General features: G+C 67.6%; 13 protein-coding genes. 4 read left to right on the top strand and 9 right to left on the bottom strand.

Translation table 11 applies throughout. The annotated features are described in order from the left end of the window. Window positions 1–3: 3 nt before the first annotated feature. From AACH06_RS11255 to AACH06_RS11230, 6 genes are all read right to left on the bottom strand, one after another. Window positions 4–996: a stage II sporulation protein M gene (locus tag AACH06_RS11255; RefSeq protein ID WP_341425774.1), complete on the bottom strand. Its 993-nt coding sequence runs from the start codon at window positions 994–996 to the stop codon at window positions 4–6. Next, entirely contained in the window at window positions 993–1,127 is a 135-nt protein-coding gene (locus AACH06_RS11250; RefSeq protein ID WP_341425773.1) for a hypothetical protein, read from the bottom strand. Before AACH06_RS11250 ends, AACH06_RS11255 begins: the two co-directional genes overlap by 4 nt. Next, window positions 1,124–1,930 (bottom strand): RDD family protein, encoded by an 807-nt coding sequence (locus AACH06_RS11245; RefSeq protein ID WP_341425772.1) that lies wholly within the window; start codon window positions 1,928–1,930, stop codon window positions 1,124–1,126. Before AACH06_RS11245 ends, AACH06_RS11250 begins: the two co-directional genes overlap by 4 nt. Continuing rightward, window positions 1,923–2,435: an RDD family protein gene (locus tag AACH06_RS11240; RefSeq protein ID WP_341425771.1), complete on the bottom strand. Its 513-nt coding sequence runs from the start codon at window positions 2,433–2,435 to the stop codon at window positions 1,923–1,925. Before AACH06_RS11240 ends, AACH06_RS11245 begins: the two co-directional genes overlap by 8 nt. Before the next feature lie 93 nt (window positions 2,436–2,528). Then, on the bottom strand, window positions 2,529–3,506 hold the full coding sequence (locus tag AACH06_RS11235) for a GMP reductase (RefSeq protein WP_341425770.1): 978 nt from the start codon (window positions 3,504–3,506) through the stop codon (window positions 2,529–2,531). Window positions 3,507–3,665: 159 nt separating this feature from the next. Further along, the gene (locus AACH06_RS11230) at window positions 3,666–4,748 is read right to left on the bottom strand and encodes a patatin-like phospholipase family protein (protein WP_341425769.1); all 1,083 of its coding nucleotides are present in this window, start codon (window positions 4,746–4,748) and stop codon (window positions 3,666–3,668) included. A 118-nt stretch (window positions 4,749–4,866) separates the two neighbouring features. Between AACH06_RS11230 and AACH06_RS11225 the strand changes: the two genes are divergently transcribed. The 3 genes from AACH06_RS11225 to AACH06_RS11215 are packed head-to-tail and all read left to right on the top strand — an operon-like array spanning window position 4,867 to window position 11,486. Continuing rightward, window positions 4,867–7,278 carry a UvrD-helicase domain-containing protein gene (locus AACH06_RS11225; protein ID WP_341425768.1) on the top strand — a complete coding sequence of 804 codons (2,412 nt, stop codon included), beginning with the start codon at window positions 4,867–4,869 and terminating at the stop codon, window positions 7,276–7,278. Between the two features lie 3 nt (window positions 7,279–7,281). Further along, window positions 7,282–9,327 (top strand): tetratricopeptide repeat-containing diguanylate cyclase, encoded by a 2,046-nt coding sequence (locus tag AACH06_RS11220; protein WP_341425767.1) that lies wholly within the window; start codon window positions 7,282–7,284, stop codon window positions 9,325–9,327. Then, the gene (locus AACH06_RS11215) at window positions 9,324–11,486 is read left to right on the top strand and encodes a tetratricopeptide repeat-containing diguanylate cyclase (protein WP_341425766.1); all 2,163 of its coding nucleotides are present in this window, start codon (window positions 9,324–9,326) and stop codon (window positions 11,484–11,486) included. Before AACH06_RS11220 ends, AACH06_RS11215 begins: the two co-directional genes overlap by 4 nt. Before the next feature lie 21 nt (window positions 11,487–11,507). Here the strand turns inward: AACH06_RS11215 and AACH06_RS11210 are convergent, their stop codons facing one another. The 3 genes from AACH06_RS11210 to AACH06_RS11200 are packed head-to-tail and all read right to left on the bottom strand — an operon-like array spanning window position 11,508 to window position 13,636. After that, entirely contained in the window at window positions 11,508–12,296 is a 789-nt protein-coding gene (locus AACH06_RS11210) for a BPSS1780 family membrane protein (RefSeq protein ID WP_341425765.1), read from the bottom strand. A gap of 7 nt (window positions 12,297–12,303) precedes the next feature. After that, window positions 12,304–13,272: a homoserine kinase gene (locus tag AACH06_RS11205; RefSeq protein WP_341425764.1), complete on the bottom strand. Its 969-nt coding sequence runs from the start codon at window positions 13,270–13,272 to the stop codon at window positions 12,304–12,306. 43 nt (window positions 13,273–13,315) lie between these two features. Further along, window positions 13,316–13,636, bottom strand: a complete 321-nt coding sequence (locus AACH06_RS11200; RefSeq protein WP_341425763.1) for a hypothetical protein — start codon at window positions 13,634–13,636, stop codon at window positions 13,316–13,318. A 223-nt stretch (window positions 13,637–13,859) separates the two neighbouring features. Here AACH06_RS11200 and AACH06_RS11195 point away from each other — a divergent pair, with 223 nt between their 5' ends. Continuing rightward, window positions 13,860–15,587: a CocE/NonD family hydrolase gene (locus tag AACH06_RS11195; protein WP_341425762.1), complete on the top strand. Its 1,728-nt coding sequence runs from the start codon at window positions 13,860–13,862 to the stop codon at window positions 15,585–15,587. The last annotated feature ends 18 nt before the right edge of the window (window positions 15,588–15,605 follow it).

Below are 15,605 nucleotides of genomic sequence, written 5' to 3'. Positions count from 1 at the left end.
GGCTCATGAGCCGGCCCTCCAGCGCGTGTAGGCCCACACCAGGCACCATCCCACCGCGGAGGTGGCGTACTTCGCCGCCGGTGCCACCCCTGCCGCCGACGACCAGAAGGCCTCGAGTGCGGCGGCCACCAGGAACAGCAGCGTGGCCGCGCTGACGAGTGGCACGGCTCGCCGGGCGGCCTGCGCCAGCGCCTGGCCGCGTCGCCAGCGCCCGGGCGACAGCCATGCATGGCCCAACATCAGGCCGGCCGCGCCAGAGAACACGATCGCGCTCAACTCGAACGGCGAATGGCTGGCAACGAACGACCAGAACACCGGCCCGTGCCCTCTGGCGGTGAGAAACCCGGCCACGCCCCCGATCTGCAAGGCGTTGAACACCAGGAAGAACACGCTGCCGACGCCCGCGAACAGGCCGCCTGCAAAGCACTGGAAGCCGATGCCGATGTTGTGGCGGATGTAGAAGCCGAACATGTACCAATCGGTGGCGGCGCCCCGCCCACGGCCGATGGCATCGGTCGACCGGTCGTACATGCGCTCAAACTCGGACGCCGTTTCGGCGTCCATCAGGATCAGCACCTGACCCGGGTCCCACCAGGTGAGCAGCCCCACCAGCAGGGCCGGGCCGTAGAAGAGCAGTGCAGCCATCCACACATAGCGGCGCTGGGCGCGCAGCGCCGCGGGCACCTCGGTGCGCAGATAGCGCACCAGGCGCTGCCAGCCCAGCTCGTGCTGCCGGTAGATGAGCTGGTGGGCACGCTGGGCGAGCGATTCCAGTCGATCGGCCAGGTGCAGCGGATACGCGCGCGACTGAGCCAGGGCCAGGTGTTCGCACACGGCGCGGTAGAGCCGCACCAGGCGCTCTGCATCCGGCGGCGCACTGCGCGGCGCACGCCGATCGAACCAGCGGCCCGGTGGCCCGGCCCGCGTGGCGTCGAGCAGGGCTTCGAGTTCGTCCCACTGGGCGCCATAGGCGGCTTCGAATTGCGCGGGGTTCATCGCAGCCCCTCGGGTTCCACGTCAAAGGCCGCGCCGGCAGCGAGACTGAGGCCCGTGGCCAGCAGCACGAGCGCGATCGGGCCGGCCTGCAGCTCACCGATCGCCCACGGAACGTACACGTTGTCGTTCATCGGGCGCCCTCCGCCTCGGTGTGGGGGGGCTCCGGCTGTGGCGCCGCCGCGCCTGAAAGTGCTGCCGATTGGTCGCCGCGCAGCCACCGCGCCACGCCGACCATGCGCAGGGCGGCGGATTCGGGCAGCGGCTGGTCGGGCCCCAGCGTGCCCGGCTGGAGCAGGGGCTCGGCCAGTGCCGCCAGTTCATCCGCGCGCTGTGGCGTGAGCCGGGCCACCCTGCTGGCCAGATGCATCAGCGCCCGCTGCTGGTCGAAGCTGAGCGCCCGGCCGGCGGCGGGGGCGCAGACCGGGGCATCCGGCCAAGGGGACGGCCGATGGTGACGCTGGTCGTAAACCACCAAGGTCGAGGCGGCCAGATCGCCCAGGCGCTTGAAGTCGCGGCGGCAGAGCATGCTCAACAGGCCTGCGCCGTAGGCCATGGGCAGGAAATCGGCGGCCCGCAGCAGATTGCGCAGCATCGAGGCGCTGGCGGTCACAGGCAGTCCGTCGTCCATCACGACACGCAGGCCCACGGCCATCTTGCCCGGCGTGGCTCCGGCGGGCGACAACTCGAACAGCACCGGGTAGAACCATTCGAGGACGAAGAAGCCAATCAACCAGAAGGCGTCGCCGATGCCCTTCACGGTCGACAGCACGGCCCCCAGCGTGCCGATGAGCAGCAGCCGGATCAGGAAGTCGATCAGGAAGGCGATGCCGCGTGCCACCGCGCCCGCAGGCCGCAACGCCAGGGCCACGCCCTCGGGTGTTTCCACGCGCCGCAGCGTGTCCAGCGGCGATCGGGACAGGCGGGGGTCAGGCACACACCACCATGGTGTCGGCCACGTCGTCGTGCAGGCATCGGCCCGAGGGACGGAAGATCATCAGGTTATCGAGCAAGGCGGCCAGCGGGCCGACCACGGGTACCAGCATGACCAGCCACATCGGAATGGTGCGCAGGGCCAGCAGGCGCGTCAGCGAGGCCCGCGAGCCATCGGTGCGCACGATGCGGATCTGCATGGCGGCTTTGCCCAGCGTCTGGCCGCGACGCTTCAGCAGCCAAGCCTGCAGCACGATGAAAAGCAGGAAAGGGACGCCGAAGCCCACGACATAGGCCATGGCCGACGCGGCCGCGAAGCGCAGCGCGGTGACCGAACCGAACAAGCCCACGGCCAACGTGAGGGCACCGAGCGCCAGCGCGTCCAGCAGCGTGGCGATCAGCCGGGCGCCGCGGCCCGCCGGGTCGCCGGCCTCGACCGCGGCGTCTTCCACCGGCGTCGCCGGCGGTGCAAATGGATTGTGCTTGGCGCGATTGTCCGTATCGTCCACGACCCCCCCTGGCCCGTCCCTCGTCCTTCAAGGTGAGTGACGTGGCCGCGATGATAGGGCAGGAGGCCGGCGGTCGAAGCCCCCTGCGCACCCTCACATGAACAGGTGTTCGCCAGCGTTTTCGCCGCCCAGTACGACGTAGTTGACCTTCTTGAGGTCGGCCAGCACACGGCCACCGGCATAGGAGATCGAGCTCTGCAGGTCTTCTTGCATCTCACGCAGCGTGTCAGCCAGCCGGCCCTTGATGGGCTCAAGGATGCGCTTGCCTTCCACGTGCTTGTACTCGCCCTTGTTGAAGTCGCTGGCGGAGCCGAAGTACTCTTTGTAGAGCTTGCCATCGACCTCCACCGTCTGGCCGGGAGATTCTTCGTGGCCGGCGAACAGCGAGCCGATCATCACCATCGCGGCCCCGAAGCGCACGCTCTTGGCGATGTCGCCGTGGTGCCGGATGCCGCCGTCGGCGATGATGGGCTTGGTGGCCACGCGGGCACACCACTTCAGCGCCGAGAGCTGCCAGCCGCCGGTGCCGAAGCCGGTCTTCAGGCGCGTGATGCAGACCTTGCCTGGGCCGATGCCGACCTTGGTGGCATCGGCGCCCCAGTTCTCCAGATCGATCACGCCTTCGGGTGTGCCCACATTGCCCGCGATCACGAAGGCCTGCGGCAGCTTCTGTTTGATGTGCTCGATCATCCGGCGCACGCTGTCGGCGTGACCATGCGCGATGTCGATGGTGATGTAGTCGGCGCCCAGCCCTTCGGCGGCCAGTTGGTCGATGGCTTGGCGATCCGCCTCTTTGACCCCGGCGCTGATCGAGACCAGCAGGTTCTGCCGCCGCATGCGCCGCGCGAACTCGACCGTGTCCAGGTCGAAGCGGTGCATCACGTAGAAGTAGCCGTTGGAGGCCAGCCATTCGGCGATCGACTCATCGAGCACCGTCTTCATGTTGGCCGGCACGGCTGGCAGCTTGAATCGCCGACCGCCGAAGTCGACACTGGGGTCGCACTCGGAACGGCTGTCCACCCGGCACTTGCGTGGCAGCAGCAGGATGTTGTCGTAGTCAAAGATTTCCATGGCTTCGCATTGCGTGTCATGGCGGCGCGTTGGTCGCAGTGCGCCGCCGTGGGCTGCGAGCGCTTGACCTGGGCCCGGTGTCGCTCCACGAGGCCGCCAAGCGAGGGCGGTGTGGAGCTCAGACATGCCGGGCGCAGAATTTGGGCCCGGTGGCGCATTCTACGCGGCCACCCCCTCCCAGACGGCGGCAAGGTCAACCGTGGAGCTGCGGCCGACAAGGCGGCCGTGTTCGCCCCACCAGCGGCGGCCCGCGGCTTCGCCCAGCGCGCGCAGGTGCTCGAGGAAGGGCAGGTGGGCAATGAGTCGCGTCTCGCCGGCCAGCGTGGCCAGGTGCGCGCGTCCGTCCACCAGGTGCAATCGCAGGTGCCGCAGCCGCCGCTCACGGGCGCTCGCGGGCCAGCCCGACGGGGCGTCGCGCCAGTCGGCCAGCCACTCCAGCTCACGCATCAGCGGTGCATGAAAGGCCAGCTCCTGGGCCTGGTGCCGAATGTCGTGCGCGGTGCGTGGTGGGTCGGCATGCCCCGTCGGTGGTGACAGCAACACCAGCATCAAATCGCTGGCGTGGGCTGAGTTCACCAGCGGCCAGACCGGTGGATTGGCGGAGAACCCGCCGTCCCAGTAAGCCTGGCCGTCGATCAGCACGCTGTGGTGCAAGTTCGGCAGGCAGGCCGAGGCCAGCAGCGCGTCCGCGGTGATCTCGTGTTCTCGAAACAGCCGCAGTCTGCCGGTGGCGGCGTGGGTGGTCGCCACGAACAGCTCCACGGGGCTGGCGCGGCGCAGAGCAGCGAAGTCGATCTGGTCTTCGACGATCTGGCGCAGCGGGTCCAGCCCCATCGGGTTGAACTGGTAGGGCGACAGCCATTGCGACCACCGCAGCGCGGCGCGGACCGCCGGCGCCAGGCTGGTGGACTCGCCCTCGCCAGTCGTCGCCCAGCCGAAAGGGAGGCGGGTGCCCAGGGCGTGCCAGAAGCTGCGCAGGGCGGCGCGCGCCGCACGGCAGGCGGACGGTGGGGGCGCGTCCGGGCCGCCGCGCCAGCCCCCTTGCAGCAGGCCGTGGGCGAGCACCACCGCATTCATCGCCCCAGCGCTGGCGCCGCTGAGCGCGTGGAGACGGAAGTCTTCCTGCGTCAGCAGCGCGTCGAGCACGCCCCAGGTGAAGGCGCCGTGCGCACCGCCACCTTGCAGCGCGAGTGACAGTGGCGCCGTGGCGCGGCTGCTCGGGCGCCAGAAAGACCAGTTCATTCCAACCTTGTGCTGATGGGGGCTGCGGGCCCGAGGCACGAAGCGTGCCCTTCACGGGTGTCGGGATGATGAGGGGTGCAGGACGGCCCGGGGCAGGACGCCTCCCTAAAATGGGCCAATGACCGAATTTGAAGCCGGCGCGGACGGCGCCGTCCGCCACCCCGCCGGTGGCGAAAGCCTGCTGCGCGCCCTGAACCCCGAACAATTGGCCGCGGTGACGCTGCCGGCCGAGCCGGCCCTGATCCTGGCGGGGGCCGGCTCCGGCAAGACACGGGTGCTGACCACCCGCATCGCCTGGTTGATGCAGACGGGCCAGGTGTCGCCGGGTGGCGTGATGGCGGTGACCTTCACCAACAAGGCCGCCAAGGAGATGCTGACCCGCCTGGGCGCCATGCTGCCGGTGAACGTGCGCGGCATGTGGATCGGCACCTTCCACGGCCTGTGCAATCGCTTTCTGCGGGCGCATTGGAAGATGGCCGCGCTGCCGCAAAGCTTCCAGATCCTGGATTCGGGCGACCAGCTCTCCGCCGTCAAGCGGGTGATCAAGGCCATGAATCTCGACGAAGAGCGCTTCGTGCCGAAGCAGGTCACCTGGTTCATCGCCGGAAGCAAGGAAGAGGGGCTGCGACCCAAGGATGTCGAGATCCGCGATGGCCAGACCCAGAAGCTGGTCGAGGTCTACCAGGCCTATGAAGACCAGTGCCAACGCGAGGGCGTGGTCGATTTCGCCGAGCTGATGCTGCGCACATTCGAGCTGATGCGCGACCATGCGGCACTGCGGGACCACTACCAGCGGCGCTTCCGGCACATCCTCGTCGACGAGTTCCAGGACACCAACCGCCTGCAGTACGCCTGGCTGAAGATGTTCGCAGGCCCGCCCCGTGAAGACGGTGGCGCGGTGTTTGCCGTGGGCGACGATGACCAGAGCATCTATGCCTTCCGCGGTGCCCAGGTCAGCAACATGGCCGACTTCGAGCGCGAATTCCGTGTGAAGCACCTGATCAAGCTGGAGCGCAACTACCGCAGCTTCGGCAACATCCTGGACAGCGCGAACCACCTGATCAGCCACAACACCCATCGCCTGGGCAAGAACCTGCGCACCGAAGCCGGGCCGGGCGAGCCGGTGAGGGTGCAGGAGTCGGCCAGCGACTACAACGAGGCCCAGTGGCTGCTGGAGGAGGCCCAGCAACTGCACCGCAGCGGCATGCCGCGCCGGGAGATCTCGGTGCTGTACCGCAGCAATGCGCAGTCACGAGTGATCGAGTCGGCGCTTTTCAACGCCGGCGTGCCTTACCGCGTCTATGGCGGCCTGCGCTTCTTCGAGCGTGCCGAGGTGAAGCATGCGCTGGCCTACCTGAGGCTGATCGAGAACCCCAACGATGACACCAGCTATCTGCGGGTGGTCAATTTCCCTACCCGCGGCATCGGTGCGCGCACGCTGGAGCAACTGCAGGATGTGGCCCGGACGAGCGGCCGAAGTCTGTGGCAATCGGCCAGCGCCATCAGCGGCAAAGGCGGCGCCAACCTCGCGGCCTTCCATGCGCTGATCGACAAGCTGCGAGCCACCACCCATGGGCTGACGCTGCGCGAGATCATTGAGCAGATGCTGCAGGCCAGCGGGCTGATCGACTTCTACCGCACCGAAAAGGAAGGTGCGGACCGCATCGAGAACTTGGAAGAACTCGTCAACGCGGCCGAGGCCTTCGTCACCCAGGAGGGCTTCGGCAAGGACGCGGTGGCGCTGCCGGTCGATGAGCAAGGGCCGGGGACTCTTTCGGCAGGCCTGCCGGCGGCGGTGGCGGATGTGGATGTGACGCCCGACGCGGAAACCGGCGAAATCATCAGCCCCTTGGCGGCATTTCTGACACACGCCGCGTTGGAGGCTGGTGACAATCAAGCCCAGGCCGGCCAGGATGCCGTGCAGCTGATGACCGTCCACTCCGCCAAGGGCCTTGAATTCGACGCGGTTTTCATCACGGGGCTCGAAGAGGGCTTGTTCCCTCACGAGAATTCCTTGTCCGATGCCGATGGGCTGGAGGAGGAGCGCCGCTTGATGTACGTGGCCATCACCCGGGCGCGTCAACGCCTCTACCTGAGTTTCAGCCAGACGCGCATGCTGCATGGCCAGACGCGCTACAACGTCAAGAGCCGCTTCTTCGATGAGCTGCCCGACGGCGCATTGAAATGGCTGACCCCGCGCAACCAGGGCTTCGGCTCAGGCTATGCACGCGACTACCAAGCGGCCTGGCAGCGCGGCAGTGGCCTGGGCTCGATGGTGGGCGCCGGGCGGCAAAGCGCCTGGCAACCCCCCGCCGCCCCTCCGGTGCCGGCCCGCATGGTCGAGGCCGCTGCCAAGCAGGCTGGCCATGGATTGCGGGTGGGGCAGGGCGTGTTCCACAACAAGTTTGGCGAGGGCGTGGTTGTCACGCTCGAAGGCACGGGCGCCGATGCGCGGGCGCAGGTCCACTTCGGCCGGCATGGCACCAAGTGGCTGGCACTGTCGGTGGCCAAGTTGACGCCGACGGAGTGATCGATGCGCTTCAACCGCACCAGCCTCCCCCCGCTGCGGCGACGAGCCGCATGGGGGCTGTGGCTGGTGGCGGTCTGGGGCTGCGGGGCGTGGGCGACGCCGCCTGCAGCCGACGCGGTCGAGCGGCTGGAGCATGAAAGTCGATCGAAGCCCGACGCCGTGGCCGATGAGCTGGAACGGCTGCTGTCTGCCGGGCCGATCGAAGGTGTGGCCCGCCTGGATGCGGAGAACCTGCTCGGTCTCTTGCGCGCCACCCTGCATCAGCCCAGTGCGGCCGAAGCCGTCATCGAGCGCATGACCCAGGCCGGCTCGCCGGCTTACAGCAAGCTGCCGACCGAGCAGGTGCAGGCCGCTGCGACGTGCATCCGCATCGACATCGCCTTGAGCAACGGCGGATCGCTGACGCGCGCCGATGCGCAGTGGTCTGAAATCGAGCACACGCTGAGGGCGATTCCGTCGGTGCGGGTGCACATGCGCTGCCTGTCGACCGCGGCTGCGGTCAAGCAGCGCATCGGCCGCATCGACGAAGCGGTGCGGCTGTCGCAGGAGGCGATCCGGCTGGCCGATGAGTCGGGTGCGGCCTGGCGCCGCAGTGCCTACCGTTCGAGCCTGGCCTACACCCTGTACCGGGGCGCTCAACTCGAACACGCCGGGCGCATCAACGACGAAGCCAAGAAGATCGCCGCCGAGTCGCACGACTGGATGTCGATGTTCGAGGCGATGACGACCGAGAGCATCCTGCTGACCGACTCGGGCCGGCCGGCCGAGGAGCTGGCCGCGCTGAATGGCGCGATCGAATACGCCCGCAAGGCGGGGGCGCCGCGAGAAGAGGCGCTCGGCCTGGCCAACCTGTCGGACTACTACCTGCACGCCGGCGAGTACCCACGTGCCTACGAGATCGCGCAGCGTGCAATCCCCCTGCTGCGCGACCTGCACGATGTGACGACGGAGAACCTGGCCCACATGAACAGCGGCCTGGCGCTGATCGCGATGAAGCGCAAGGACGAGGGCATGGCGCTGATCCGCCCGTTGCTGGAGTACGACCGCGCCGCCAACGACATCGCCAGCCTCGCCGAGTCGACCCGCGATGTTGCCACCTACCTGGAGCGTGCGGGCTACCTGGCCGAAGCCTATGCGGCGTACCAGCAATTGCGGGGTCTCTCGGATGAATTGGCCCAGCGCGATCAGCAGGAAGCGGTGCTCGAGCTGCAGGAGAGCTTCGACGCCCAGCAGCGCAAGCGCGAGCTGGCCCTGCTGAACGAAGACAACGCGCTGAAAGAAGAACAACTGCGTGGGCGCGAGCTCGAATACAAGATCTGGGCGCTGACCGCCGGCATCGTGCTGTCGCTGCTGGCGCTGGCAGCGCGGATGTACGGGGGTTTGCGAGCCACCCAGCAGGCGCTGCGCCTGCGCAATGCCCAGTTGCGGCGCCACAGCCTGCAAGACCCGCTGACCGGCTTGGCCAATCGGCGGCAGTTCCATGAAATCACCGATCCGGCCGGCGGTCGGGGGGCCGCCAAGGGCACGCTTTATCTGCTGGACCTGGACCACTTCAAGAGCATCAACGACCACCATGGCCACGCCGCTGGCGATGCCGTGCTCGTGGAGACGGCCCGACGCCTGCGCGCCGTGCTGCGCGAGGAAGACCTGATCGTTCGTTGGGGCGGCGAGGAGTTTCTCGTGCTGGTCTCGGCGATGGCGCACGAACGCGTCGAACCCCTGGCGCAGCGTCTGCTCAACGCGGTGGCCAGCGTGCCGGTGGTGGTGGGCGACAAGCGCATCCCGGTGACCACGTCGATCGGTTTCGCCGAGTTCCCGCTGATGCCCAATCGTTTGGACTTGCCCTGGGACCTGGCGGTGGACATCGCCGACAACGCCATGTATGTGGCCAAGACGTTGGGACGCAACCGTGCGTGCGGCGTGGGCATGCTGCCAGCGACCACCCAGGCCGAGGTGGACGCGGTGATCCAGGACCTGGAGCAGTCATGGCGCACCGGGCGCGTGCAGCTGTCGATGCTCGAAGGCCCGGCGGTGGAGGGGCGCGTATGAGCCGCCTGATTGTCGTGGCGCTGGCCGCCGCCTTGTGGGCCTGTCCGGCGTGGCCGCAGGCCAAGCCCGCCGCGACCCCGGCGAGCGGCGTCGTGGCACCCTCCGTGAGCGCCGCATCGCCGAATGCGCTGGAAGCCTGGCGGGGCCTCGAGCGGCTGGACGGTGCGATGGCGCTCAGCGAGTTGAACGACCTGGCTGGCCGCTGGGTGGCTGAGGGCTTCGACCAGCCCGATCTCGTGCTTCAGCGCCTCGATGAACTGCAAAAGGGCCTGTCGGCGGCGCCATCGCTCGCCTGGATGCGTGTGGTCGAGCGCACCCGCGGCGTGGTGGCGGCGCGCGCGGGTCGCGAAGCGATTGCGCAGGAGGCCGCCGGCCGGCTGTCCCAAATGGCCGATCGTGACTCGGTTGCAGCGGCCGATGCGGCCATGGTGCGCGCGCTGCTGGACGATCAGCTGTGGCGTACCGACTCTGCCACCGGGCATGCACTGGAGGCCGACGCCGACTATGCACGAGCCTGCGTTGGCAAGGCCCAGCGCAGCGGTGCCTGCGACCACCGCGGCTGGTGGCAGGTCATCCGCATGCTCGCTTTACGGGCCGACCGGCAGGGCAACCGACTGGAGGCCACGCGCCTGCAGCAGCGCGCCAACGAGCTGGCTTCGTCGGCCGGTGATGACGAACTGCTGGCCTGGGGCCTGTCGTCGCAAGCGGTCTTGAGCTACCGATTGAACGAGGGCGAACGCTCGCGGCGCGAGATGGCCCAGGCCGAGCGGCACGCGAAGAAGGACACATCCGGCCGTTCCCAGGTGCGGGTGTTGTTGAACAACGCGGTGCTGGCATCGGTTCGCAACGATCGCGCGGGCTCGAAGCCGGCGCTGCTGGAGGCGGTGCGCCTGTCGCGCGCGATCGGCTCTGAGCGGCTGGAGGCCCTGGTGCTGGCGCTGCTGAGCGATGAGTACCTTCAGGGCGGGCAGCCGCGCGAGGCGCTGGCCGTGGTGGAGCGGGCGCTGCCGGTGATGCGCCGGTTCAATGATCGACGAAGCCTGCCATTGATGCTGCACAACGGCGGCCTGGCGCGGCTGCGCCTGGGTCAGCTGGCACAAGGCAAGGCAGATCTCGAATCGGCCCTGCAGCTGTGGGAGCAGGCCAAGGCCAGGGCGCGCATCGAGGCCGCATTGAATGAATCGGCCGACGTGCTCGCGTCGGTGGGGGATGTGAAGGCGGCGCTCGACAACTTCCACCGGGCCATGAAGTTGCACGAGCAGATTGACAAGGACACCCGCGACGCGGTGTTGGGCCAGTTGAAGGAACGGTTTCGCACCGAAGCGGGCCAGCGCGATCTGGAACTCGCCGAGCGCGAGAACAGCCTGAAGACGGCCAGGCTGGAGAACCAGAGCCTGATGCAGCGCGTGTGGATGCTGGCCTCGGTGATGCTGGTCATCGCGGGTGGCGTGCTGGTGGTGCAGATGCGCCGCACGCGCCAGGCCAACATGCAATTGCGTCGCAGCGAGGCGCTGCTGAAGGTGCAAAGCGAGCGCGATCCGCTCACCGGTCTGGCCAACCGGCGCCACTTCCGCGAAGCCCTTGCCGCCCGTCAGGAAGACGACCGGCAGGGGTTCCGCGGCGGATTGATCCTGCTGGACGTGGACCACTTCAAGCGCATCAACGATGAGCATGGCCACGCGGTGGGTGACGCCGTGTTGGTGGAGGTGGCGCAGCGGCTGTCGTCCTGCGTGCGGGCCGGCGATGTCGCCTGTCGCTGGGGCGGGGAAGAGTTCCTGGTTCACACGCCCTCGCGCAGCGGCGAGGCGGTCGAAGCGCTGGCGCTTCGCGTGTTGGGCGAAATCGGCAACCGGCCCTTCAAGTTGAAGGACGGCCGCGAGATTGCGGTGACGATGTCGATGGCCTATGCGGCCTTCCCGCTGCCCCCACATGCCTTGACGCTGCCGTGGGAGCAGGCGGTCAATTTGGTGGACATGGGCCTGTACGCGGCCAAGGCCATGGGGCGTGACCGGGCGGTGGGCGTGAGCGGTACGAACGCCCATTCGAGTGACGCGCTGACCCGTGCCGCCGACGATTTCGAGCACGCCCGCCAAGACGGCCGGTTGACGGTGAAGGTCACCGCGCGCAGTGCGATTCAGCCGAACCCGTCACCGGCCTGAGCCAGCCTCGGCGCGAACCTTTCAGGGCTCGCCGAAGCAGTCGCGGAAGCTGAAATACACCGAGAGATAGAAGGTGCAGGTCATCGCGAGCTGCAGGGGGACCGCCAGCAGGGCGGACAGCGTGGATCCGAGCGCTGCCGACAGCACGTTGGTCAGCAAGGTGAAGGCGACGAAACCGGAGATCCAGAACAAGCCGTAGTTGAGAAACGCCCAGCGCGCGCGCCACAGTGCCAGCACGCTGGAGAAGATGGACTGCGCCGGCCCTTGGTGGCCCCAATGCACGAGCGCCGGTGCAAACCAGAACAGCAGGCTCGCCAACGAGATCATCGCCGCGCCCCAGGCGAGGCCGGTGGTCACGCCCGCGGCGCTCATCAAGGGTTCCAGTTGCTCGGGTGAGGTCTCGCCCTTGCGGTAGGCCTCGACGAGGTTGTCGAAACCGCCACCGCTGAACGCCTCGGCCACCCAGGCGGAGGCCGCCATCAGGCTGGCGTAGAAGAACAGCAGTGCGAGCAGGCGCCGGCGGGTGTCGGGCAGGCGTTTGCGCCACGGCACGAGGATCGCATCGAAGCTCGGCCGCTCGCCGTGCTGGCTGGCGTGCGCCGCCAGCATGAAGGCCAGGGTCAACAGCGGTGGTGACATCAGCAGCACGATGCCGCCAATGAAAGGCACGAGCAGCGTGAACACCAGCGCGATCAGAAAGCCGATGAACAGGCTGACATAGCCGAGCGGGTAGCGGCGAAATTCGCCGAAGGCCTGGGTGATCCAACGCACGCCGGCACCCGCCGGAACCTCTTGCAGCTTCAGTCCCATGAATGCCTCACGCGCCGGGGTGCCAGGGGTTGGCCACGCAGTCGCGCAGCACGCGCTCGAAATGCCGTGGGTCTTTGGGAGTGAGCAACGATGCGTCGCGCGGCGCATGCCAGTCCGACAGGCGTGACAACCAGAAGCGCAATGCCGCCGCCCTGCGCATGGCCGGGAGCATGCGCCACTCGGCACCCGTGGGCTCGCGCTCGGCGCGGTAGCCCGCGATCAGGGCGTCGGCCCGGGTTTCGTCGAGGTGGCCCGAATCGTCATCGATACACCAGTCGTTGATCGTCACGCTCAGATCGAAGGCAAAGCTGTCGACGCCGGCGAAGTAGAAATCGAAGACGCCACACAGCCGTTCTCGGCCCGGCAGGCCGTCGAACAGCGCGTTGTCGCGAAACAGGTCGGCATGAACGGCGCCATGGGGCAGTTGGAGGTAGCTGGGCGATTGGGCCAAATGCGTCTGGTAGACCATTTCGTCGTCCAGCAGGGCGCCGGCATCCGCCTCGAGGTGGGGCCGCACCGCAGGCGCAGTGGCCTGCCACCAGGCGAGGCCCCGCAGATTGGGCTGTTGCGGTGCGAAGTCGGCCACGGCCAGATGCATCCGCGCCAGGGTGGCACCCACCTGCTCGACGTGGTGCACATCCGGCGCTTCCACCGCGGTGCCAGGCAGGCGGTTCACCACCGCGGCCGGCTTGCCTGCCAGCTCGTGGCACAACGCGCCGTCGTCGCCCGCCACCGGTTCGGGCACGGGCAGGCCGTGCCGAGCCAAGTGCTGCATCAGCTGAAGGTAGAAGGGCAATTGGCTCGCTGAAAGGCGCTCGAACAGCGTCAGCACCCATTCGCCAGCGTCGGTGCTGAGGAAGTAGTTGGTGTTCTCGATGCCGCTACCGATCGGCGCGAGCGAACCCACGTTGCCCAGCTTCAAGCGCGTGGAAAGGGCCTGGGCCTGCGCCAGGCTCACTTCGGTGTAGACCGCCATGTCGTGCCGTTGAATCGCCGCGCAAGCACGGCGCGGCGCAATCTCAGAAGTTGATGGACAACCAGACGCGCTGGCCAGCCTTCGGGTCGTCTGCCGGCGCGCGGCCGGGTTCGGGCGGCGCGATCTCGTAGGCGCCCACGCCCCGGATCTTGGGTTGCACCGTCAGGCGCTTGGTCTGGCCCCGCACACGCAATTCTTCAATACGGATCTGGTCGTCTTCCGTCACCTGCTGGATCACCTGCGGCTCGGGAGCCGTCCGGGCGGCGGGGGCAGTGTCCCCCGTCCGCGGTGCGACCTCTTCAGCATGCGCGCCGACACAGGCCAGCAGCGCGGTCGTGAGGTAAGCGATCCGGGTCGTTTTCATGCGATGGATTCTATGCGCCGCTCCGTGAAGGGCCATATCGGACGCGGCCGACAACCCACGTCAGGAAGGTGACGTGGCTGGGAGGCGAGGTAACAAGTAACAAAAACTCCGGTTTGTTCCCATTGCGCATTGAGAAACGCAGGAAGCAAATGGCACGAACGGTCGTGCGATTCCGGGGCGTTCGGCCGTGATATCAAACCTCCCCCGGGACGGAGACTTTCACATGCCGAAAATTTATGGGCGGCCCGTTGCTGCCCTGGTGATGTGCCTGCCGTTGTTGTCGTCTCTTACCTCTGAAGCCGCGAGCTGCCGTGCGCCTACCCCCGCCGAAGCAGCCATCTACACCACCCCCATCCTGATGCCGGGGGTCATCTCGCCAAAAGACGGGACCTGCTTCCTGAACAACTTCACCGTCGCCACGAGCGATGGGGTGAGGTTGACCGCCAACGTGTTCCTGCCTTCCGGCGCCAACGGTGGAAGCAAGTTCCCTGCCGTGGTCTACCCGTCCAGCTGGGCGGCCGCCGATTTCTTCGAATACTTGGGTGAGCAGCAGCGCATGGCCCAGAACGGCTATGTCGCCATGGCCTACACGGCCCGGGGTTTTTATGGCTCAGGCGGGGTCGTGGGTGTGGCCAGTGAGCAAGACACGGCGGACTTCAGCAGCGTGCTCGATTGGCTGGTGAGCAACACCGCCACCGACGCGAACCGCATCGGTGCGGCGGGCATCTCATACGGTGCCGGGCTGTCCATGCTCGGTGCGGCGCGCGACAGCCGGGTGAAGGCGGTGGCATCGATGTCCGGTTGGTCGAACCTCATCGATCAGATGTACGGCAACTCGGTGCCCAACCCCACCTGGCTGGCTGTGCTGACGCTGTCGGGCACCTTCACCGGCAACATGGATCCGATCATCTATCAGTACGACGCGGCGATCCGTGACCCGGACACCTCGCCGGAGAAGATCGCCGAGATCAGCGCCTGGGGTGTGCCGCGTTCGCCATTGAATGTGGTGGACACGCTCAACGCGCGCAAGGTGCCGGTGCTGGTGAGCAAGAACTACCAGGACGACATGTTCTCGCCGAACTCGACGCTGTTGATGTTCAGCCGGCTCACCGGCCCCAAGAAGCTGCTGTTGCAGCCGGGCATCCATGGTTCGGCGGAGCTGGCCGGGGCCACGCTCGGTGTCGACAACCCGGTCTTCGACCAGGTGCACCGCTGGATGGACCGCTGGCTCAAGGGTGTGCAGAACGGTGTGGACACCGAACCCAAGGTGAACCTGCAACTCAAGTTCGGCGGCAACCGTGAGACGCTGAGCAATTGGCCGGCACCCGAGTTGCGCAGCAACACCTACTACCTGGGCCCGCGGGGCAATCTTCGCTGGGACTTCGGATGCTTCTGCTGGAAGGGCGTGACTGGCACGCTCAGCAGCTCGCCGAACCGCCAGAACGTGGGCGACCAGATCGACAGCCTGCTCGACACCACGGCGACGACGGGGTTGATCCCGATCCTGTCGCCGATCATGGAAAGCGTGGGTCTGCCGGTGATCAACCACATGGCCACCATCCTCTCGGGCAACGGCATCCGCTATGAGGGAGATGCGCTGAATGCGCCGCTGAAGCTGCGCGGCTCACCCAAGCTGCAGCTTCGGGCCAAGCCCAACCTGAAGCGCGGCATGCTGGTGGCATACCTGTACGACGTCGACTGGGCCGGCTTTGGCACCTTGATCACCCATGGGGCGCGCGCCGTTCATTGGGCCACGCCGGGCGCCGTGACCGACTTCTCGTTCGACATGAATGCCGTGGCCTACGACGTGCCGGCCGGTCACCACCTGGTCTTGGTGTTCGACACGGCCGACAGCCTGTACGGCTCGCCGGTCCACTTCGGTGACATGTTCCGCATGGCATTGCCGTTCGACAGCGGCAACCAGATGTCGATGACGCTGCCGGTGCGCTGAAGCCCGGGGCCGGGCGGC

The organism is Ideonella lacteola (genome assembly GCF_038066555.1).
Lineage (GTDB): Bacteria > Pseudomonadota > Gammaproteobacteria > Burkholderiales > Burkholderiaceae_C > Ideonella > Ideonella lacteola.
Note: the sequence above shows the minus strand (reverse complement) of the source record. Positions and strands in the feature narration are given on the sequence as shown.